At 39.8% G+C, this 22,703-nt stretch carries 18 protein-coding genes; 12 read left to right on the top strand and 6 right to left on the bottom strand.

What is annotated here, in order from left to right:
* Positions 1-108 precede the first annotated feature (108 nt).
* Positions 109-603: a SprT family zinc-dependent metalloprotease gene (locus AC2IP4_RS11520; RefSeq protein WP_375321768.1), complete on the bottom strand. Its 495-nt coding sequence runs from the start codon at positions 601-603 to the stop codon at positions 109-111.
* A 122-nt stretch (positions 604-725) separates the two neighbouring features.
* A complete protein-coding gene (gene metK / locus AC2IP4_RS11515; RefSeq protein ID WP_105054000.1) occupies positions 726-1,880 on the bottom strand; it encodes a methionine adenosyltransferase in 1,155 nt (384 codons plus the stop codon).
* A 386-nt stretch (positions 1,881-2,266) separates the two neighbouring features.
* On the opposite strand from metK, the gene tkt reads away from it, so the two are divergent.
* The 4 genes from tkt (at position 2,267) to fbaA (ending at position 7,990) form a co-directional block, all read left to right on the top strand.
* Positions 2,267-4,261, top strand: a complete 1,995-nt coding sequence (gene tkt / locus AC2IP4_RS11510; protein WP_375321769.1) for a transketolase — start codon at positions 2,267-2,269, stop codon at positions 4,259-4,261.
* 148 nt (positions 4,262-4,409) lie between these two features.
* Entirely contained in the window at positions 4,410-5,429 is a 1,020-nt protein-coding gene (gene epd, locus AC2IP4_RS11505; RefSeq protein ID WP_486310762.1) for an erythrose-4-phosphate dehydrogenase, read from the top strand.
* 166 nt (positions 5,430-5,595) lie between these two features.
* Positions 5,596-6,759, top strand: a complete 1,164-nt coding sequence (locus AC2IP4_RS11500; protein ID WP_105054003.1) for a phosphoglycerate kinase — start codon at positions 5,596-5,598, stop codon at positions 6,757-6,759.
* A gap of 154 nt (positions 6,760-6,913) precedes the next feature.
* The gene (gene fbaA / locus AC2IP4_RS11495; RefSeq protein WP_375321770.1) at positions 6,914-7,990 is read left to right on the top strand and encodes a class II fructose-bisphosphate aldolase; all 1,077 of its coding nucleotides are present in this window, start codon (positions 6,914-6,916) and stop codon (positions 7,988-7,990) included.
* 241 nt (positions 7,991-8,231) lie between these two features.
* On the opposite strand, the gene srmB is transcribed toward fbaA, so the two are convergent.
* On the bottom strand, positions 8,232-9,479 hold the full coding sequence (srmB, locus tag AC2IP4_RS11490; protein ID WP_105054005.1) for an ATP-dependent RNA helicase SrmB: 1,248 nt from the start codon (positions 9,477-9,479) through the stop codon (positions 8,232-8,234).
* Positions 9,480-9,567: 88 nt separating this feature from the next.
* A complete protein-coding gene (locus AC2IP4_RS11485) occupies positions 9,568-10,272 on the bottom strand; it encodes a tRNA1(Val) (adenine(37)-N6)-methyltransferase (RefSeq protein ID WP_486310287.1) in 705 nt (234 codons plus the stop codon).
* A gap of 287 nt (positions 10,273-10,559) precedes the next feature.
* Here AC2IP4_RS11485 and brnQ point away from each other — a divergent pair, with 287 nt between their 5' ends.
* A complete protein-coding gene (gene brnQ, locus AC2IP4_RS11480) occupies positions 10,560-11,873 on the top strand; it encodes a branched-chain amino acid transport system II carrier protein (protein ID WP_375321773.1) in 1,314 nt (437 codons plus the stop codon).
* A gap of 102 nt (positions 11,874-11,975) precedes the next feature.
* Here brnQ and fldB read toward each other — a convergent pair whose 3' ends face one another.
* The gene (gene fldB / locus AC2IP4_RS11475) at positions 11,976-12,494 is read right to left on the bottom strand and encodes a flavodoxin FldB (protein ID WP_375321774.1); all 519 of its coding nucleotides are present in this window, start codon (positions 12,492-12,494) and stop codon (positions 11,976-11,978) included.
* A 141-nt stretch (positions 12,495-12,635) separates the two neighbouring features.
* Between fldB and xerD the strand changes: the two genes are divergently transcribed.
* The 6 genes from xerD to AC2IP4_RS11445 all read left to right on the top strand — a co-directional run bounded on the left by xerD (position 12,636) and on the right by AC2IP4_RS11445 (position 20,837).
* The gene (xerD, locus tag AC2IP4_RS11470) at positions 12,636-13,532 is read left to right on the top strand and encodes a site-specific tyrosine recombinase XerD (RefSeq protein ID WP_486306993.1); all 897 of its coding nucleotides are present in this window, start codon (positions 12,636-12,638) and stop codon (positions 13,530-13,532) included.
* A 76-nt stretch (positions 13,533-13,608) separates the two neighbouring features.
* Positions 13,609-14,385 (top strand): bifunctional protein-disulfide isomerase/oxidoreductase DsbC, encoded by a 777-nt coding sequence (dsbC, locus tag AC2IP4_RS11465; RefSeq protein ID WP_105054009.1) that lies wholly within the window; start codon positions 13,609-13,611, stop codon positions 14,383-14,385.
* A gap of 99 nt (positions 14,386-14,484) precedes the next feature.
* On the top strand, positions 14,485-16,224 hold the full coding sequence (recJ, locus tag AC2IP4_RS11460) for a single-stranded-DNA-specific exonuclease RecJ (RefSeq protein ID WP_375321778.1): 1,740 nt from the start codon (positions 14,485-14,487) through the stop codon (positions 16,222-16,224).
* A 270-nt stretch (positions 16,225-16,494) separates the two neighbouring features.
* A protein-coding gene (gene prfB, locus AC2IP4_RS11455) for a peptide chain release factor 2 (protein ID WP_105054011.1) occupies positions 16,495-17,593 on the top strand; the annotation gives its coding sequence in 2 pieces (ribosomal slippage) (positions 16,495-16,569 and positions 16,571-17,593; 1,098 coding nt in all).
* Positions 17,594-17,606: 13 nt separating this feature from the next.
* Positions 17,607-19,112 (top strand): lysine--tRNA ligase, encoded by a 1,506-nt coding sequence (lysS, locus tag AC2IP4_RS11450; protein ID WP_375321779.1) that lies wholly within the window; start codon positions 17,607-17,609, stop codon positions 19,110-19,112.
* A 387-nt stretch (positions 19,113-19,499) separates the two neighbouring features.
* Positions 19,500-20,837, top strand: coding sequence for a VpsR-related response regulator (locus AC2IP4_RS11445; protein WP_375321780.1), 1,338 nt, complete (start codon positions 19,500-19,502; stop codon positions 20,835-20,837).
* Positions 20,838-20,913: 76 nt separating this feature from the next.
* Here the strand turns inward: AC2IP4_RS11445 and mutH are convergent, their stop codons facing one another.
* A complete protein-coding gene (gene mutH, locus AC2IP4_RS11440) occupies positions 20,914-21,579 on the bottom strand; it encodes a DNA mismatch repair endonuclease MutH (RefSeq protein ID WP_375321781.1) in 666 nt (221 codons plus the stop codon).
* A 596-nt stretch (positions 21,580-22,175) separates the two neighbouring features.
* Here mutH and rppH point away from each other — a divergent pair.
* On the top strand, positions 22,176-22,688 hold the full coding sequence (gene rppH, locus AC2IP4_RS11435; RefSeq protein WP_005417607.1) for an RNA pyrophosphohydrolase: 513 nt from the start codon (positions 22,176-22,178) through the stop codon (positions 22,686-22,688).
* Positions 22,689-22,703: the final 15 nt, after the last annotated feature.

Here is a 22,703-nt window from a genome sequence, read left to right as displayed (position 1 = left end):
GCTCTACTGATTATTGTATTAATGCAGTAAGAGTAGCTTATTGTTAATTCGCATTATAGATAATTTGATAAACAGAATGATAAATCGGTTTATTTTGGGATTTTATGCCTATGAAGCTTGGTGTTTAGAGAGTTTTAGTGGTGACTGGCATGATTTACAAAGGTATTGAGTTTCTTCACGTTGAGCTCGGTTGTGACGACGTACTGTGAGTTCGTGTTGTGTGCACTTACAACGATAGGTAAATGTTTTTCCTTTGACTGATTCAACATTAAAACTGTGGGTGGTTCTAGCTGGTAAATTGAATACTTGATTCATTACGCTCTGCCACTCCTTACCGTGAGGTCGAACTCGGCCATATAATTTGAATACGATTAAATGTGCGATTTCATGAGGAATTACTTCATTAATAAAAGTGTGTTGATTTTCTTCTAATAGGATAGGGTTGATGCGTATTTCCCAGCCTTGAAGACGAGCGGTTCCCGCAATTTTTCCACGTTGAGTAAAATTAATTTCAGGTAAAGAAAAAGGACGTTTAAAAAAACTTGAGGCTCGTTGAATGCATTGTTGAGCTTTAGCAATAGATGCTTGTTGAAGTGGAGTCATTGAATCTCTTTATTTTTGAGTGTTGCTGTAAAGGTGATGCTTTAAGCTATAAAGAGTATATGGGGCCTGAAAGTAAAAAAGGAAGCCGAAGCTTCCTTTTTAAAACAGATTTAAGTAATAATTTACTTAATGCCTGCGAAGTCACGCAGGATGTCAGCTTTGTCAGTTGCTTCCCATGGAAACTCTTCACGACCGAAATGACCGTAAGCTGCTGTCTTCTTGTAGATTGGCTGAAGAAGGTTAAGCATTTCTTGTAGACCGTATGGGCGTAGGTCGAAGTGTTGACGAACCGCTTCAATGATGATGTCGTGAGATACTTTTTCTGTACCAAACGTTTCAACCATGATTGATGTTGGATCAGCAACACCGATAGCGTATGAAAGTTGGATTTCACAACGATCAGCCATGCCTGCAGCAACAATGTTTTTCGCTACGTAACGCGCAGCATATGCTGCTGAACGGTCAACTTTTGATGGATCTTTACCAGAGAATGCACCGCCACCGTGACGAGCTGCGCCGCCATAAGTATCAACGATGATTTTACGACCTGTCAGGCCACAGTCACCCATTGGGCCACCGATAACAAAACGACCTGTTGGGTTAATAAAGAACTTAGTTTCTTTATTTAACCATTCTTGAGGAAGTACTGGCTTAATTATCTCTTCCATTACTGCTTCACGAAGATCTGGAGTGGTTACTGAATCACAATGCTGAGTTGAAAGAACTACAGCATCGATGCCAACAATTTTACCTTGGTCGTATTGGAAAGTTACTTGAGATTTTGCATCTGGACGTAAGAAATCCAGTTTGCCACTCTTTCGTACTTCAGCTTGCTTTTTAACAAGTAGGTGAGAGTAAGTAATTGGTGCAGGCATTAAAATTGGTGTTTCGTTTGTTGCGTAACCAAACATGATACCTTGGTCACCAGCACCTTGATCTTTAGGATCGGCTTTATCAACACCTTGGTTGATGTCTGGTGACTGCTTACCAATTGTGTTTAGTACTGCACAAGAATTAGCATCAAAACCCATGTCTGAATGTACGTAACCAATTTCACGAACGGTTTCACGAGTGATTTCTTCGATATCAACCCATGCAGAAGTGGTGACTTCACCACCGACCATAACCATGCCAGTTTTTACGTACGTTTCACAAGCAACACGTGCTTTTGGATCTTGTTCTAAGATCGCATCAAGTACGGCATCTGAAATTTGGTCTGCAATTTTATCTGGATGACCTTCTGATACTGACTCAGAGGTAAATAGGTGCTTAGCCATGATGAGCTCCACTTCTATAGGTAATAAATTTTAAGAAAATACCCACAGTATATATAAGTCTATACGTTTAACAGTGTAGGTGTTCTTCCATCTAGACGGCCATAATAGAGAAAAATTGATTAATTACAACCCATTTCAATGAATGATATGAATATAAGACATAACCAATCGTTTGCGTTTAATTGTGATAATTATCCATAGAAATAAGGTTTTCTGTCTAAATCGTGAAAAAAAGCGCTTTATTTCCTAAGTAAACGTTTGCAGTCGTTATAAGGCTTTGCGACAATACGGCGCTGCAAATTTAAGTTAATCCATATTTATGGGTAACTAATCAAGAGTTAATGAGCTCAATAAACATATAGTCCTTCGAATTTTCAGGAGCAGGCATGTCTTCACGTAAACATCTAGCAAATGCAATCCGCGCTTTAAGTATGGATGGTGTTCAACAAGCAAACTCTGGTCACCCAGGCGCACCTATGGGTATGGCAGACATCGCTGAAGTATTATGGCGTAGCCACCTAAATCATAACCCACAAAACCCAGAGTGGGCTGATCGCGACCGTTTCATTCTTTCGAATGGCCACGGCTCAATGCTGATTTATTCTCTGCTTCATCTTTCAGGTTACGACCTGTCTATCGAAGACTTAAAGAACTTCCGTCAACTGCATTCTAAAACTCCAGGTCACCCTGAGTACGGCTATGCTCCTGGCATCGAAACAACAACAGGTCCATTAGGCCAAGGTATCACTAACGGTGTTGGTATGGCGATGGCTGAAAAAGCATTAGCTGCACAATTTAACCGTGAAGGTCACGATATCGTTGACCATAATACATACGTGTTCATGGGCGATGGCTGTCTAATGGAAGGTATCTCTCACGAAGCATGTTCTTTAGCGGGTACATTAGGTCTTGGTAAGTTGGTTGCTTTCTGGGATGACAACGGTATCTCTATTGATGGTGAAGTTGAAGGTTGGTTCTCTGACGATACACCTAAACGTTTTGAAGCGTACGGTTGGCATGTAATTCCTGCGGTTGATGGCCACGATGCTGATGCAATTAATGCAGCAATCATCGCGGCAAAAGCAGATCCTCGCCCTACTTTGATTTGTACTAAAACTATTATTGGTTTTGGTTCTCCAAATAAAGAAGGTACACACGATTGTCACGGTGCTCCACTAGGTGCTGATGAAATAGCTGCAACTAAAGCAAAACTTGGTTGGAAGCATGGTGCATTTGAAATCCCTGCTGACGTATATGGCGAGTGGGATGCAAAAGAAGCAGGTATTGCAAAAGAAGCATCTTGGAATGCAAAATTTGATGCATACGCTGCCGCACACCCTGAACTAGCAGCGGAATATAAGCGTCGTGTAAATGGTGGTTTACCTGCTGAATGGGAAGAGAAAGCAAATGCAATCATTGCTGATCTTCAAGCGAACCCTGCAAACATCGCATCACGTAAAGCCTCTCAAAATGCATTAGAAGCGTTTGGAGCTATGCTACCTGAATTCATGGGCGGCTCTGCTGACCTTGCACCATCTAACTTGACCATGTGGTCTGGTTCTAAATCTCTAACGGCTGAAGATTTCTCTGGTAACTACATTCACTACGGTGTACGTGAGTTTGCTATGACAGCTATCATGAACGGTATTGCTCTACACGGTGGTTTCGTACCATACGGCGCAACTTTCCTAATGTTCATGGAATACGCGCGTAATGCAATGCGTATGGCTGCTTTGATGAAAGTTCAGAATATCCAAGTATATACGCACGATTCTATCGGTCTTGGCGAAGATGGCCCGACTCACCAACCTGTTGAGCAGATTGCTTCTCTACGTCTAACACCAAACATGAGCACATGGCGTCCATGTGACCAAGTTGAATCTGCTGTTTCTTGGAAGCTAGCAATTGAACGTAAAGATGGCCCTTCTGCACTTATTTTCTCTCGTCAAAATCTTGCACAACAAGATCGTAACGCAGAGCAAGTAGCTAATATCGCGAAGGGTGGTTACATCCTAAAAGATTGTGAAGGCCAACCAGAGCTAATCCTTATTGCGACAGGTTCTGAAGTGGAGCTAGCGGTTGAAGCAGCGGCTCAATTGTCTGCAGACGGTAAAGCTGTACGTGTTGTTTCAATGCCATCTACAGATGCATTTGATAAGCAAGATGAAGCGTACCGTGAAGCGGTTTTACCATCATCAGTAACTAAGCGTATTGCTGTTGAAGCTGGTATTGCTGATTTCTGGTACAAGTACGTTGGTTTCGGTGGAAAGATCATCGGTATGACAACGTTTGGTGAATCTGCACCTGCAGACGAGCTATTTAAAATGTTCGGTTTTACTACTGAAAACGTAGTAAATACAGCAAAAGAGCTTTTAGCTTAATTAAATAAAAGCATTAGCTTAATTTAGCAATAAGCCATAAATAAGATTGAGAGCGAAGTTATCGAAAGGTAGCTTCGCTTTTTTGATCCTTTAAGAAAAAAGCGAAAAGAGTACAATAGATAGCAAATAAATCTGAGTGAATAGAATTATGTTAAGAGTGGCGATAAATGGATTTGGCCGAATTGGTCGCAGTATTCTTCGTGCTTTATATGAAAGCGGGAAAAGAGATCAAATTGAAGTGGTTGCGGTGAATGAATTATCGCAACCTGAGGGAATGGCACACCTTCTTCAGTATGACTCTACCCACGGGCGCTTTCAGCATAAAGTCACTCATGATCAAGAATATTTTTATATTGATTTACCTAATGGCACTCAAGATAAAGTACGGATCCTGCATCAAGCCGACATTACACTTTTGCCGTGGCATTCATTAGATGTTGATTTAGTATTAGATTGCACTGGTATTTATGGTTCAAAAGCGGATGGTGAAAAACATATTGAAGCGGGAGCTAAGAAGGTACTGTTTTCACACCCTGGCAGCACAGATTTAGATAACACCATCATTTATGGTGTTAATCATGACACTTTATTGCCAGAGCATAGAATTGTTTCCAATGGCTCATGTACGACTAATTGTATTATTCCTATTATTAAAGCCATTGATGATGCGTTTGGGATTGATTCTGGAACGATTACAACCATTCACTCATCCATGAATGACCAACAAGTAATTGATGCTTATCATCCTGATTTACGTCGAACTCGCGCAGCTAGCCAATCTATTATTCCTGTCGATACTAAATTGCATAAAGGTATTGAACGAATTTTCCCGAAATTTTCCAACAAATTTGAAGCTATTTCCGTGAGGGTGCCTACGGTAAACGTCACAGCGATGGATTTAAGTGTAACAATTAATACAAATGTGAAAGTTAATGACATAAATCAAACCATTGTGAACGCATCTCGGTGTACATTACATAACATTGTTGACTATACTGAAGCGCCGCTTGTTTCTATCGATTTTAATCATGACCCCCACAGTGCGATTGTCGATGGTTCACAAACAAGAGTGAGTAATGGCCACTTAGTTAAAATGCTGGTTTGGTGTGATAACGAATGGGGATTCGCAAATCGAATGTTAGATACCGCATTAGTAATGAGAAAATAAAAGCGTCATTCAAACTATTTGTGATGGAAAGAGAAAAAAGATTAATTATCACCTTGAAAAAAGTGAACTCCATCCCTATTTACTGAATAATGCAGTAAGAATTTAATCGGTTTGGCAATGATGCCGAGCTTGAAAACTTTTTATTATTTAATTGAGAGGACAAAAAATGTCTGTAATCAAGATGACTGACCTGGAACTTGCAGGTAAACGCGTATTTATCCGTGCTGACCTAAACGTACCAGTTAAAGATGGTAAAGTAACTTCTGATGCTCGTATCCTTGCATCTCTACCAACTATCAAGCTTTGCTTGGAAGCTGGCGCTAAAGTAATGGTTACTTCTCACCTAGGTCGTCCAACGGAAGGCGAATACAACGAAGAGTTCTCTCTAGCTCCTGTAGTTAACTACTTAAATGACGCACTAGATTGTGACGTTAAACTAGCTAAAGATTACCTAGATGGTCTTGAATTAAATGCTGGTGAGCTAGTTGTTCTTGAAAACGTTCGCTTTAACAAAGGCGAGAAAAAGAACGAAGAAGAGCTTTCTAAGAAGTACGCAGCATTATGTGATATTTTCGTGATGGACGCATTTGGTACTGCTCACCGTGCTCAAGCATCAACTCACGGTGTTGGCATGAACGCTCCAGTAGCGTGTGCTGGTCCTCTTTTAGCTGCTGAACTTGAAGCACTAGGTAAAGCAATGGACAAGCCTGCTCGTCCACTTGTTGCTATCGTTGGCGGTTCTAAAGTATCTACTAAGCTGACTGTTCTTGAGTCTCTATCTAAAATCGCTGACCAACTTGTTGTTGGTGGTGGTATCGCGAACACGTTCATCGCTGCTGAAGGCCACAACGTAGGTAAGTCTTTATACGAAGCCGACCTAGTTGAGACTGCTCAAAAGCTAATGAAAGAGTGTGCAATTCCTGTTGCTACTGACGTTGCATGTGCAAAAGCATTTGATGAAAACGCTGAAGCTGAAATCAAACACGTTTCTGAAGTTCAAGACGACGACATGATCTTCGACCTTGGTCCAGATTCAACAGCTGCTCTTGCTGAAATCATCAGTAACGCAAAAACAATTCTTTGGAATGGTCCAGTTGGCGTATTTGAATTCAAAAACTTTGAAGCAGGTACTGCAGGTATTTCTAAAGCAATCGCTGATTCTGAAGGTTTCTCTGTAGCAGGTGGTGGTGATACGCTAGCAGCTATCGATAAGTTCGGTATCAAAGCTGACGTTTCTTACATTTCTACTGGTGGTGGTGCATTCCTTGAGTTCGTTGAAGGTAAAGTACTTCCTGCAGTAGCAATGCTTGAAGAGCGCGCTAAAGCATAATTATTTAAGAGCGGGAATCTAAACATTCCCGCTTTTTGCGTTTGTTGATGACAATGTTTATTGATACAATAAGAAAAGTTGTGAGCAAACGTTTGCAAAAATTTGAACGTAAGTTTTTTAATTTTAAAACGATAGAATAAATAGGACTATTTCCATGTCTAAGATCTTCGATTTTGTAAAACCTGGTGTAATTTCTGGCGACGACGTACAGAAAGTATTTGAAGTAGCAAAAGCAAACAAATTTGCTCTTCCTGCGGTAAACGTAGTAAACACAGACACAATCAATGGTGTTCTTGAAGCTGCGTCTAAAGTTAAAGCTCCAGTTGTTGTTCAGTTCTCTAACGGCGGTGCTGGTTTCTTCGCTGGTAAAGGCGTTAAACTTGAAGGTCAAGGTGCACAAATCCTTGGTGCTGTAGCTGGTGCAAAATACGTTCATGCTGTAGCTGCATCTTACGGTGTTCCAGTTATTCTTCATACTGACCACGCTGCTAAGAAACTTCTTCCATGGATCGACGGTCTACTAGACGCTGGTGAAGAGTTCTTCGCTGAAACTGGTAAGCCTCTATTCTCTTCTCACATGATCGACCTTTCTGAAGAGTCTCTAGAAGAAAACATCGAAATCTCTGGCAAATACCTTGAGCGTATGGCTAAGATGGGCATGACTCTAGAAATCGAACTAGGTTGTACTGGTGGTGAAGAAGACGGCGTTGATAACTCTCACATGGACGCGTCTGAGCTTTATACTTCTCCTGAAGATGTTGCATACGCATACGAGAAACTAAACGCTATCAGCCCACGTTTCACTATCGCTGCATCTTTCGGTAACGTACACGGTGTTTACCAAGCAGGTAACGTTGTTCTTACTCCAACTATCCTACGTGACTCTCAAGCTTACTGTGCTGAGAAGTTTGGTATCGCACCTAACGCACTTAACTTCGTATTCCACGGTGGTTCTGGTTCTTCTGAAGCAGAAATCCAAGAGTCAATCGGTTACGGTGTTATCAAAATGAACATCGATACTGATACTCAGTGGGCTTCATGGGATGGCGTTCGTGCATACGAAGCTGAAAACCGTGATTTCCTACAAGGTCAAATCGGTAACCCAACTGGCGAATCTGCGCCAAACAAGAAGTACTACGATCCACGCGTATGGCTACGTGCTGGTCAAGCTTCAATGGTTACTCGTCTTGAGAAAGCATTTGCTGACCTTAACGCAATCGACGTACTATAATTTGTATTATAGACAGCTCGAATTGAGTTAATAAAAACCCGCTAATAGCGGGTTTTTTTATGTCTGTAATAGGGACTAGAGGCGAGAATGTAGGGACGAGTCTTTAGCTTTGGCTTTTACTCGAAGCGAAGCGTTTTTGTCCCTAGTTCCTAAGTGACTTCTAATAAAAAAGCAGCCTGTAATACAGGCTGCTTTTATCGTTTCTAAAGAGTAGCGTTCTAGCTAGCGAAGCATACAGAAATTACTTTTTCTTTTTTTTCTTCGGCGCAAGTTTCTTCGCTAAAGCCGCTTTTTTCTTCGCGTTCTTTTTCTGTTTATTTTTAAAAACAGGTTTTTTATGAGTTGGCTTTAACCCTTCAATAAAGCGTTCTTTAATGATCTCATCTTCTTCTTTAACGTAACGGCCAACACGTTCCATCATTGGTTGATCGTGTGCTTCGATTAAAGAAACAGCGCTGCCTTTATTACCAGCACGGGCAGTTCGGCCAATACGGTGTAGGTATACGTCAGCAGTGCGTGGCATGTCGAAGTTAATAACATGGCTTACGTTTGGCAAATCGATACCACGAGCAGCAACGTCTGTTGCAATAAGTACGTTAACTTTGCCGTCACGGAAACGAGCGATAGCATTATTACGGCTTTCTTGTGGCATATCACCTTGTAACCATGCACATGAAATCTTCGCGGTTTCTAAATGGCCACGAAGTTCAGCAAGACGCTCGCGCGTTTTAACAAAGACAATTGAGCGCTCAGCTTGTTGAGTTAAGATGCTTTTTAATAGCTCAATTTTATGAGGCATATTATCGGCACGGTGATACCACTGAGTGATCTTCTTACGCTCACGACGTGATGGTTCTGCATTTATTGTTGCTGGTTCATTTAATAGATCAGCTGTAAAGCCTTCAACACCACGACCTTCTAATGTTGCAGAGAATAAAAAGGTTTGCTTACGCCAGCGACATTCTTTTGAAAGACGGTCAACAACAGGGCCAAAGCCCATGTCTAGCATACGGTCTGCTTCATCAAGGATTAGCGTTTCAATAGCACGACAGTCAAAGCGCTCAGCTTCGATGTATTCCATTAAACGTCCAGGTGTTGCTACTACGATATCTTGAGTTCTTGCAAGAATATCAGCATGCTCTTGATAGCTGATACCACCAGTAATGGTAAATACTTTATGGTGAGTATATTTTGCTAATTCACGAGCTTCATCAGCTACTTGTATTGCAAGTTCACGTGTTGGCGTCAGGATCAATACGCGCGCAGGACCCGGATCACGACGTGGGAAATCGTCAAGATGCTGTAAAGCAGGCAATAAAAAAGCCGCAGATTTACCAGTACCAGTTGGAGCAGAAGCAAGGATATCTTTTCCTTCTAATGCTTCAGGAATAGCCATAGCCTGAACTTGAGTTGGACGTTGATAACCAATCTCCTCAAGAGCGCGCAGTAGGTTAGGGGATAGATCGAGATCAGCAAACGTTTTGATCACTGTTGGATTCTCCGTTCAGGTCTAAAGAGTATAAATATGATGTTAGCCAGGCATTATAGTGATTTATTAGAGATGGATCACCGATCTTTTAATCCATATTGAGATAAAAACATTTTGTTAGGTTAATAAAGGCATCACTGTAGCCATCTTGATTATGAATTATTAATGTATTCTCTTGATAATCATAAGGAAAAACAGAAAGTTCTATTAATAAGCGAGAAACGGATTTTTTTTCAGTCGTTTTTATTTTTGTTAGTTTAGTTAGCATAAAATTGCAACTTTTAGCGATTTCAATAAATTGTTCACCCTCAACGAGTGGAAGAATGAAACTTGCACGACCTCGTAAGGAGAGTAATTTTTTGCACTGAGTTAATAGATCTGTAAATGGTAAGGTATCCGTATGGCGAGCAGTTGAGCGCTCTCCTTTTTTTGATTGCTCTCCATTATTAAAATAAGGTGGATTACAAACGATAGAATCGTATTTTTTTTCAGGGCGGTAAGAGAGAATATTTTGATGAAATAATTCTATTCTTTGACTCCATAGGCTATTACTAAAATTAGTTTGTGCTATTTCAGCTGCGGTTGGCATTAACTCAACTGCATCAATTTGACTCAATGGTTCTCGCTGAGCGCACATTAAGCTTAATAATCCAGTCCCACAGCCAATATCTAATATGGTTAAACTATTTTTGATGTTTGCCCATGCTCCCAATAAAACACCATCAGTGCTTACTGGCATACCGCATCGCCCTATATCGACGTGAAATTGTTTGAAAGTGAAACCTTTATTCATAACTAACCCAATATGATTATAGTTGTTAATGTTGTTTATTTTATGTTAACTGGTGTGATGCTCTATTTTGTATATTTTGTTGAATCTTTTAAATACCGTGAATGACTCTTTTTTTTGGCGCTCAAATAGAGGATAGCACTGCTTGTTAACCTTTCTGCAATCGTATTATGGTGTTTTTACCTAGCCTATTGCGAATTATTGATAATTTGTTCATTATTCTGACATAAGTATCGAAAAAGATATAAAACACAACATTTAATACACACAACATTATACAAGGGTTTCTTATGAAACAATCATTAAAACTCACTGATATCATTGCTGTTGGCTTTATGCTTTTTGCCTTTTTCCTAGGCGCAGGTAATATCATATTTCCACCAATTGCAGGTCAAATGGCAGGTGAGCACGTCTATAGTGCTATGGGTGGCTTTTTAATTACAGCTGTTGGCTTACCATTGCTAACTATCATAGCAATAGGTGTATCTGGTGGCTCTTGGCATCACCTTACTCGTGACTTACCACCTAAAGTCGCGATGATAATGGCAATATTAATGTTCGTCATTATTGGTCCTGCTTTTGCGGCGCCACGTACAGGATTAGTTGCTTATGAAATGGCGGCAAAACCTTTTCTTGGAGCGGATGCGGGTCAGCTTTCTCTAACTCTATTTTCAATCGCATTCTTTTCAATCGCAATGTTTTTTGCATGGTCTCAAGGTAAGCTAATCGATACGATTGGTAAGTTCTTAACGCCAGCGTTATTTATTGGATTAATCGTTCTTGCTATTGCCGTATTTATTAACCCACAAGGGGATATTGTTGCTGCGACAGGAAAGTACATTGATAGCCCTTTAACTACAGGTTTCTTTGAGGGCTATAACACCATGGATACGTTTGGTGCCTTAATGTTTGGTATTTTGATTATTGATGCATTGAAGAATAAAGGGATTACAGAACATAAAGCAACAACTAAGTATTTAACTATTGCTGGTTTAATTGCTGCATCAGGCTTGGCATTTGTTTATATTTCACTATTTTACTTAGGCGCGACGTCAAGTACTGTCGCTGCGGGTGCTGGCAATGGTGGAGCTATCTTAACGGCTTACACTCATGCATTGTTTGGCTCTTCTGGTCAAATCGTATTGTCTATTATCGTATTGATTGCTTGTTTAACAACAGCGATTGGTCTGATTTCAGCTTGTGCAGATTATTTCAGTTCAATTTGTAAAGTGACATATAAGGCGTGGGTTATTATCGTTGGTGTTGCGTGTGCAGTAGTTGCTAATGTAGGATTAAGTCAATTGATTACACTGTCTGTTCCTGTGTTATTTTTACTTTACCCAGTAGCAATTGCATTAGTTGCGTTAGCATTTACTCGCAAATTTATGCCTAATCCTCGTCTTGCATACCGAGTTGTTATTTTAGTTGCGACGTGTTTTGCGATATTAGATGCAGCAAAGGTCGCGGGTGCGGATATGTCAGTATTCTCTATGTTACCAATGTTTGAGCATAGCATGGCTTGGGTTATCCCAACGTTTGCATCGATGATTATCGTTCGTTTTGTAGGTTCGAAAGAAGACGAATTAGTAACTGAAAGTGCATAATTTTAGAGACTAGAAGAGCGAGTGTAACTGTTTAAGTTTACTCGCTCTTTTCTTTTATAGGAGAGAAGCGATCTAGTTAGCGAAGCGTATCGTTTCTAGCTATTAAAGCGAATCGTGATACTCCACTAACACCTGTTCACACCATTGCTCAATACGCTCATCACTTTTATCGTATTGGCTGTCTTCATCTAACGCCAAACCAACAAAGTGAGATTCATCTTCAGTCAACGCTTTTGATGCATCAAACTGATAACCTTCATTTTTCCAATAACCGATAAACTTAGCGTTTGTTGCTTTTAATTCATCATGCAATAGACCCATTGCATCTAAGAACCATTCGCCATAGCCTTCTTGATCTCCTAGACCAAATAGAGCAATAGTTTTACCTTCTAGAGAAAGGCCATCTAACTCTTCCCACACAGCTAACCAGTCTTCTTGAATTTCACCAAAATCCCACGTCGATATCCCAAGCAATAGCAGATCGTAATCATTCATTGTTGCTACTGATGTCTCTTTAATATTGTAGATATCAACCAGTTCTTCACCCATGATTGCTCTGATTTTTTCAGAAGCCATTTCGGTATAACAAGTGGAAGAGCCGTAAAACAGACCTATTTTCATTTTAACTACCATATTAATGAGGACGAAAGCCTAGTGTACCGCAAATGATTCTTAAAATTAAACTTGCAATGAAAGCGGTGATAATTGTTTAATACTGTAATTCTAACCAGTATTTTTGGTTTTCAGTAAATGGTGATGGCAATGAACAATGATATGGCTTTAATTGAGCGGTTTTTAGATACCATGTGGATGGAGCGTGGCTTATCAGAAAATACCTTGGCTTCGTATCGAAATGATTTGGTGAAATTACTGCAATGGCTAGAAGATAATCATTATAAATGTGCCTCTATTTCAGCTATGGGGCTAAATGAATATCAAGCGTACTTGGTAGATAAAGAATACAAGCAGACTTCACGAGCTCGTATGTTGTCAGCACTTCGTCGATTCTTTCAGTATTTACATCGTGAGAAAATTCGTGGTGATGATCCAACGGCGCTGCTTGCGAGCCCTAAATTACCTCAACGATTACCTAAAGATTTAAGTGAAGACCAAGTAAACGATTTATTAGAAGCGCCAAATGTTGATGATCCATTAGAGCTTCGTGATCGTGCAATGCTAGAACTGCTTTATGCAACAGGCCTACGTGTCACTGAGTTAGTAAGTTTAACCATGGAAAACTTGAGTCTTCGTCAAGGTGTTGTTCGTGTTACCGGTAAGGGGGACAAGGAACGCTTAGTACCAATGGGTGAAAATGCGGTAGATTGGATTCAAACTTTTCTGGATCAAGGGCGTCCAGCGTTACTTGGCGAAAAAAGTTCAGATGTGGTCTTCCCTAGTAAAAGAGCCAGACAAATGACAAGGCAAACCTTTTGGCATCGTATTAAACACTATGCCGTGATTGCAGGTATTGATACGGATAAATTATCACCCCATGTATTACGTCATGCATTTGCTACACATTTACTAAACTATGGGGCAGATCTTAGAGTCGTACAAATGTTACTTGGACATAGTGATCTTTCGACGACACAAATATATACTCACGTAGCTACAGAACGTTTAAAACAAATTCATCAAGAACACCATCCTCGTTCATAGTTAGAGGGAACTTCTTGTCGGTTTGTTACTCTAAAATTTAAACCTTCTATTTTTACTTTTTTTATAGGTATCTTTTATGTCATTTATTCGCCGTACTAGCGCGATGTGTATTGCTTTATTAAGTGTTATTTCTTTTACCGCGTGTTCTGATGAGCAAGCAAAAGAGCACGCAGTATCTCCGTCAGTTGTTGAAACATCTCAGGTTGATTCAGAGCAAGCGATTACTCAGCGTTTAACGACATTAGGCTTGCCTGTTGAAGCAATTCACGATTCTGAAGTGGATGGATTTAAACAGGTTGAAACGCCATTCGGTATTTTTTATGTATCAGATGACGGTAAGCATTTTATTCAAGGTCGTATTTTTGAGTTTGATGAAAATGGCAATATGAAAGATTTATTAGCGGCTCGTTTTGCTAAATTAGTTGATAGTCAAAGCGAAAACATGATCGTGTTCCCTGCGAAAAATGAAAAGCATGTCATTACAGTTTTCACTGATATAACTTGTGGCTACTGTACTAAGTTACATAAAGAGATGAAAGACTATAATGATGCTGGTATTACTGTTCGTTATTTAGCATATCCTCGCCAAGGTTACCAAGGCTCTGTTGCTGATAAAATGGCACAAATTTGGTGTGCTGATGATAAGCAACAGGCGATGGAAGATGCAAAATCAAACCGTGCAATTAATGGTTCAAAACCAGCAACAGCTCAGTGTAAGAACATCATCAAAGAACAGTATTTATTAGGTCGTAAAATGGGTGTAAATGGTACGCCTGCGATTGTGCTACCTAATGGTGATCTCGTACCTGGTTACAAACCAGCACAAGAGCTTTTGAAAGACTTAGAAAAATAATTCTTATGTAATTGAATTTAAATCCCCGCAATACTTATTAAAATTAAGTATAGTGCGGGGATTTTTTTATCTTTATAAACCTTACCTTGGGCCATTATCATGATTGAAGTGAAACGTCGTCTTATTCCAGAAATCCCAGCTCTTTCGAGTTCAATTCCTTCAATTTTACAACGGATTTATGCGGCTCGTGGTATTACATCAAATTCTCAATTAGAGCGTGGTGCCAAATCGCTACTGTCATTTCAATCTATGCATGGCATTACTAAAGCCGTTGATATTTTAGTTGAAGCGATAGCAAAGCAAACACGCATTATCGTTGTTGGTGACTTTGATGCAGATGGCGCAACGAGTTCTGCGTTATCAGTCATGGCATTTCGATTGATGGGCAGCAATAATGTTGATTACTTGGTTCCAAACCGCTTTGAAGATGGTTATGGATTAAGTCCTGATGTTGTCGATCAGGCTAAGGCTATGGGCGCTGAAATCATTATGACGGTAGATAATGGTGTTTCATCCATTGAAGGAGTCGCGGCAGCTAAAGCTTATGGCATGCAAGTGGTCGTAACCGATCACCATTTACCGGGGGCTTCTTTACCGATTGCCGATTCAATTGTTAATCCAAACCTAGAAGAGTGTGCTTTTCCGTCTAAATTTTTAGCGGGTGTTGGCGTCGCGTTTTATTTGATGTTAGCGATTCGTGCACGTTTACGTGAAAACAATTGGTTTGAAACTCAAAATATACCTATTCCGAATCTTGCTGATTTATTGGATTTGGTCGCACTAGGTACTGTTGCTGACTTGGTGGCGCTAGATGAAAATAACCGTATTTTAGTGCATCAAGGCATTCAACGAATTCGTGCGGGTAAGTGTCGTCCGGGCATACAAGCGTTAATCGAAGTAGCAAATAAAGTACCGTCTCGAATTGTAGCTTCTGATTTTGGCTTTGCACTTGGACCAAGAATTAATGCAGCAGGGCGTTTGGATGATATGTCATTTGGTGTTGAACTTCTTATGTCGAATAACATTCACGCTGCTCGCCGTATGGCTTCAGAGCTGGATGCCTTAAATCAAACTCGTAAAGAGATAGAGCAAGGCATGAAAAATGAAGCCATGGCAATTTGTGAGCGGCTTGAATTTGGTGCACAGACAGAATTGCCTTTTGGATTGGTGTTATTCCAACGCGATTGGCATCAAGGTGTCATTGGTATTTTAGCCTCGCGCATTAAAGAAAAATATCACCGTCCAGTGATTGCTTTTGCTGATGGTGGTGATGGATTCATTAAAGGATCATGTCGTTCCATTCCAGGTTTTCATATGCGTGATGCATTGGATTTGATTGATACCCGTAACCCAGGCTTGATTCTAAAATTTGGTGGCCATGCAATGGCGGCGGGCTTAACCATTAAAGGAGTGGATTATAAAAAATTCAGCCAAGCTTTTGATGATGTGGTTCGTGAATCCGTAGAAGAAGAGTCCCTTAATGGGGTGGTTTTATCTGATGGAGAACTAACACCTGAAGAATTCACCTTAGGTACTGCTGAAATTATTCGAGCAGGTGGCCCATGGGGACAGGCTTTCCCTGAGCCTATTTTTGATGGTGAATTTAAAGTATTGAATCAGCGTTTGGTGGGTGAGAAACACCTTAAATTGATGTTAGAGCCAATACATAGAGATTTTCCAACCAATAAAATGGTAGATGCTATTGCTTTTAATATTGATATTCGTCGTTGGCCTGATGCATTAGTACAAAAAGTGAAGTTGGCTTATCGCTTAGATATCAATGAATTTAGAGGTAATCAAACATTGCAATTAATGGTTGAATACATAGAACCAATGTAAAGCGCTCCTTCTATAACGTGAAAAGGTTAATTTATACTAAACTAGCCGTTAAGAAATACCTAATGAGATGTTGCGTTCTTGTTTTGTATGAAAATAGAAAGGCTCGTATTCCGAGCAGAGGTTAAATAAAAATAAATTTGGTGTGATTAAATTTACACCATTTTCTCAATCCTTATTGTTCTTGCTTTCAGAGGTTGAAATACCTCGATTTCTATCACACTTTTGGTTAAAATCTCTCGGTTATTTTTTATTCGGCGATGATAAAACACCATGTTCGAAATTAATCCTATTAAAAACCGTCTCCAGGATGTGTCTGATCGCACAAATATCCTGAGGGGGTACCTTTGACTATGATGCTAAGAAAGAGCGTCTAGAAGAAGTCAATGCAGAGCTAGAACAACCAGAAGTATGGAATGAACCTGAGCGCGCACAAGCATTAGGTAAAGAACGTGCTTCTTTAGAAGCGATTGTAGAAACTATTGACCAATTAGACCAAGGCGGCGAAGACGTTGAAGGCTTACTTGAGTTAGCAGTTGAAGAACAAGATCAAGAAACGTTTGATGAGATTGAACCAGAGCTTGCTGACTTAGAAGAAAAACTAGCGACATTAGAATTCCGTCGTATGTTCTCTGGTGCGCATGATCCTTCAGATTGTTATATTGATTTACAATCAGGTTCTGGCGGTACAGAAGCGCAAGATTGGACATCAATGATGTTGCGTATGTATTTGCGTTGGGCGGAAGCTAAAGGATTTAAAACAGAGATTATTGAAGTTTCTGATGGCGATGTTGCCGGCCTTAAAGGCGCAACAGTACGCATCTCTGGTGAATACGCTTATGGTTGGTTACGTACTGAAACTGGTGTACACCGTTTAGTTCGTAAATCTCCATTTGATTCAAGTGGTCGTCGACATACCTCATTTGCCTCTGCGTTTATCTATCCTGAGATAGATGACAACATTGAAGTAGATATTAACCCTGCTGATTTACGTATTGATGTATACCGAGCTTCTGGCGCGGGTGGTCAACACGTAAACACCACTGAATCTGCGGTACGTATTACTCACGTTCCGACAAATACAGTCGTGCAATGTCAAAATGATCGTTCTCAGCATAAAAACAAAGCACAAGCAATGAAGCAGTTGAAAGCAAAACTGTTTGAACTTGAGCTTCAGAAACAAAACGCAGAGAAACAAGTAAACGAAGATTCTAAATCCGATATCGGGTGGGGCAGTCAGATTCGCTCATACGTATTAGATGATTCGCGCATTAAAGATTTGCGTACCGGCATTGAAAATCGTAATACGCAAGCCGTATTAGACGGTGATTTAGATAAATTTATCGAAGCCAGCTTAAAATCTGGATTATAAGAAAGGGTTCATTATGACTGACCAAGTACAACTAGATGAAAACAAACTGATTGCAGAACGTCGTGGTAAATTAGACCATATCCGTCAAGCATGTAAGGCAAATGGCCACCCGAATGACTTCCGTCGTGACAGCCTTGCTGCGGATCTTCAAGCAGAATTTGGTGAGAAGACCAAAGAAGAGCTAGAAGAATTAAATCATATCGTTGCTATCGCAGGCCGTATCATGGCTAAGCGTGGTCCTTTCTTATTGATCCAAGAAGTGTCTGGTAAGATCCAAGCTTATGCAGCAAAAGAAGTGCAAAAAGAGCTTAAAGACAAATACCAAGGTTTAGATATCGGTGACATCATCGGTGTTAAAGGTGCTCTACATAAATCAGGTAAAGGCGATCTTTACGTGAACATGGAAGAGTATGTATTGCTAACTAAAGCATTACGTCCGTTACCTGAAAAATTCCACGGCCTAACTGACCAAGAAATGCGTTACCGTCAACGTTATGTTGACCTTATCGTAAATGATGATTCACGTACTGCATTTATTATCCGCTCTAAAGTGGTTTCTGCAATTCGTAACTTCATGGTTGATAAAGGCTTCATGGAAGTTGAAACTCCTATGATGCATGTTATCCCTGGCGGTGCGTCTGCACGTCCATTCGTAACACACCATAATGCACTTGATGTTGATATGTACCTACGTATCGCGCCTGAGCTTTATCTAAAACGTTTAGTTGTTGGTGGTTTTGAGCGTGTGTTCGAAATTAACCGTAACTTCCGTAATGAAGGTCTATCTCCTCGTCATAACCCAGAATTCACAATGATGGAATTCTATATGGCGTATGCTGATTACAACGATCTAATGGATCTAACAGAAGCAATGCTATCTCAAGTAGCTATCTCTGTTCTAGGCAGCGATAAAATGCCTTACGGTGAGTATACCGTTGATTTTGGTGGCAAATACGCACGTATGAGCATGCTAGACGCGATTAAACTATACAACCCAGAGCATGCTGAGATTCAAGCGCTAACGTACGAAGGCGTTCAAGATCGTGATTTAATGGTTTCTATCGCGAAATCAGTTCATGTTGATGTTGAAAGCTTCTGGACATGTGGTCAACTTCTTGAAGAGATCTTTGGTGAAACAGCGGAACCTAAGTTAATGCAACCTACGTTTATCACTGAATACCCAGCAGATATTTCTCCATTAGCACGCCGTAACGACAACAATGATTTCATTACAGACCGTTTTGAATTTTTCATTGGTGGTCGTGAAGTAGCAAATGGTTTCTCTGAGCTTAATGATGCTCAAGACCAAGATGAGCGTTTTAAAGCGCAAGTTAATGCAAAAGAGTCTGGTGATGATGAAGCAATGTTCTATGATGCTGACTATATTACAGCGCTTGAGCACGGCTTACCGCCAACAGCGGGTCAAGGTATTGGTATTGACCGTTTAGTGATGCTATTCACTAACACTCATACAATTCGTGACGTAATTTTATTCCCTTCTATGCGTCCACAAGCATAATTAAGAATAGAATTAATAAAAAGAGCGACTACTAAGTTGCTCTTTTTTTATTAATTTTCTTACATAATGTATAAAAATGAGAAAGTAATTACACTTTTTTATCAATTGACCTAACTTTTACAATTCTTTTTTACTTCAATCCCCGCCTTTAAAAGTAATTAAAAGTTCCATTTTTATATCAAACTTACCCTTTATTCTTATAAATGAGTCAACTTTAATTCTAATATGTTAACTGTCATTTATTCTTTAGCTTTTAGTTGTTTTGTTTTTGTTAAAAGGATGACGTGCATCTCGTTTGTGAGACGCTGGGGGGTCTTAAAACCTGTATAGTTGTTCTATAACGATTTCTCAGTTAGTTTCATTCAAGAATTTAGAGGTAAGGCTTATATGAGTACTCAGTTTCGTATGGATTCTGTTCCCGGTTCATTAGTGGTTGTTGGCGGAAGTTATGAACCTTGGTTAGCAGTATTAGAACAGGTAGGTTGGCGTTGTCATCGTTGTTATGATCTTCGAGCAGCACAAACACTGTTTGACGAAATTGGCCCATGCATTGGTATTGTAGACTTAAGCCAAGACGATTTTAGTCTTAATGGTATTGCGACGTTGGTTAATAACAACAAACAAGTTCGCTGGATGGCATTTATTCGTGAATCACAATTGAGCTCAGATACTATTTGCCAATTCATAGTAAACTTCTGTATCGATTTTTTCACCGCCCCAATTCCTGATGCGCAATTGCTAAGTACTATTGGTCACCAGTTAGGTATGTTAAAGCTAGAGCGTAAAGTTTGGCCTAATATGGGTAAGAAGTCAGACTTAGGTATTCTAGGTGAAGCGCCAGCAGTGAAACGTCTACGAGATCAAATTCGTCGAGTTGCACCAACTGATGTCTCTATTTTAATTTCAGGAGAAAGCGGTGTAGGTAAAGATGCGGTAGCTAGAGCCGTTCATGATTCATCTGGTCGTAACAAAGGCCCATTTGTTTCACTGAATTGTGGTTCATTATCTGAATCTAAAATAGAGCAAGAATTATTTGGCCTTCATCTTTCAGAGTACAAAGAGTCAAAACTATTTCAAGCGAATGGCGGTACATTATTCTTAAATGATATTAATGATTTACCAGTCAGCCAACAGCAACATTTATTACGTTTCTTACAAGAAGGTAATATTGAAACGTCTGAAGGTTTTATCGATATTGATGTGCGAGTGATTGTTGCAAGTCATATTGATCTTGAGAAAGGGATAGAAGAAGGTTGTTTTAAAGAAGAGCTTTATTACCGCCTGAATGTACTGCGTATCCATGTGCCTTCTTTAAAAGAGAGAAGTTCAGATATTGCGATTCTTGCGGAGCACTTCCTTCAACGCTATGCAAAAGAATACAATACTCAAGCACGTACTTTTTCTGAAGATTCTATGCAAACCATGCTGCATTATCCGTGGCCTGGGAATGTTCGTGAATTAGTTAATCAAGTAAAACGAGCGGTACTTCTTGCTGATAGTATGACGATTGATCTTGAGCATTTAGATCTTCCTCAGCGTAATGATACAAAACGTAGCTTACGAGTGATTCGAGAAAACTCAGAGCGAGACGCTTTATTGATGGTTTTAGAGTCTCATGATGGTCAGGTTTCTTCTGCTGCGAAAGAGCTTGGTGTATCTCGAGCAACAATGTACCGCTTATTGAATAAACATAATTTAATCTCTGAACCAAGAAGTTATAGCTAAGTTAGAGCGACGGCTTATATAGAAGGTAAATCAACAGAGTAATAAAATGGCTTATCTCATTGAGATAGGCCTTTTTTTAATTAAAAAATGAAGTGAGGATAGCGTGAGTAAAATGGGTTTTCAGATAGAAACCTCTTGGCAATGTTTTGATTGGCTGACCATTTTCACCATAAGCTTCAGTAAGTGCTCTGCTGTTTGCTGCTTTAGGTCTGAGTTGTAAAACTTCCCCATGCTTTGCTGTAATTGATTCAACCTTACCCAAAACGATCAAATCCATTAATTCTTCCCAATCTTGTTTGAGCTGTTTTTCTTCTTTAGTTGAAGGCTGCCATAATACGGGGTAGCCAACGCGTCGATCTCCTACAGGGATCTCTCTTTCTCCCTCTACAGGGATCCATAAAACGTGCGCCAGTTTATGGCGTACATGTGATTCTTCCCAACGTAAGCTATGAATCCCAGTTAATGGGGCTACTGAGACAAAAGTTGTTTCGAGTGGCTTACCGGTATAACTGATCGGAATTGTTTTTAATTCAATACCAAGATCAATGAAGTCAGGGAGAGGTTTACTGCCAGCTGAGGCACCTAAATGCAGTTCTAATAATTGACCAACCCAACCTTTATCACGCTTTAAGTTTTCAGGCACAGGAGCACCAACTTGCTCGGCAAGCTCTGATAGCGTGTAGCCTGCAATACTTTCAGCTCTTATTAATAACTCATTAATAGTAGTAGGTGGTTGTTTCATAGCGACTCGTTGATGATGGTTTAGAGGGTAGATTATCATATTATTTTATAGTTTTAGTGCTCTTAATTGGATCTAATTAAGTTATCCACATTGGCGATGTTTTTTTAAGCGATATCTATTTGTCTGGATCCATGTACAGTATTATATTTATGAATAAGTTATTGACTTTCAGGTGTATAGCACATTAGAGGGGGGCACTTTGTGGGTAACCATTAGATTGGATGATCTTTAACCGATCTGTGTTTATATTAATCTACCGATTTTAATTTAAAAGATCATGTAAAAGATCTTTTATTTAACTTACTGTTTAATATGTACTTTATTGTTCTTTTGTTTTCCACTACTTTCTATTGATACATTGATTTTTATCATGCTATTTGATTTGTTTTTATCTTCTTCACAAAGTTATACACAGAAAAGGTGAATAAATGTGGGTCAGCTCTCATTGTTATGTTGATAAGTCGTTAATCGATTAAAAGTTATTCAAGGAAAGCGCTTATTTTAGTAAAACGTGACAAGAAAGCGTGATCCTGTTTGCTCAAAGAGGCGAACTGTGAAAAAATCAAAGGAATATAAGTTTATGATGAGGTCATCCAGTGATAGATGGCGATGGTTTCCGCCCGAACGTCGGGATAGTGATATGCAATAGCCATGGTCAAGTATTCTGGGCGAAACGATACGGGCAACATTCTTGGCAGTTTCCACAAGGTGGCATTGACGATGGCGAGACGCCAGAACAAGCAATGTACCGTGAATTGTACGAAGAAGTTGGCCTGACTAAAAATGACGTACGTATTTTAGCAAGCAGCCGTCATTGGTTGCGATATAAACTACCGAAACGTTTAGTTAGATGGGACTCAAAACCTGTCTGTATTGGACAAAAACAGAAATGGTTTTTGTTACGCTTGGAATGTGACGAATCCAAGGTGAATATGCAAAGAGATCGCTCGCCGGAATTTGATGGCTGGCGATGGGTAAGTTATTGGTACCCTGTAAGACAAGTTGTTTCATTTAAACGTGACGTTTATCGCCGAGCACTAAAAGAGTTCGCGGTGATTGCTATGCCGTTTAAGGAACGAAAATTTAAAAGGAAAGGTAAAAAAGGGTAAGCTGTCTATACCTTA

It is taken from the genome of Aliivibrio thorii (assembly GCF_057368585.1).
The sequence above is the reverse complement of the archived record's forward strand: the minus strand, read 5'-3'. Positions and strand labels throughout refer to the sequence as shown.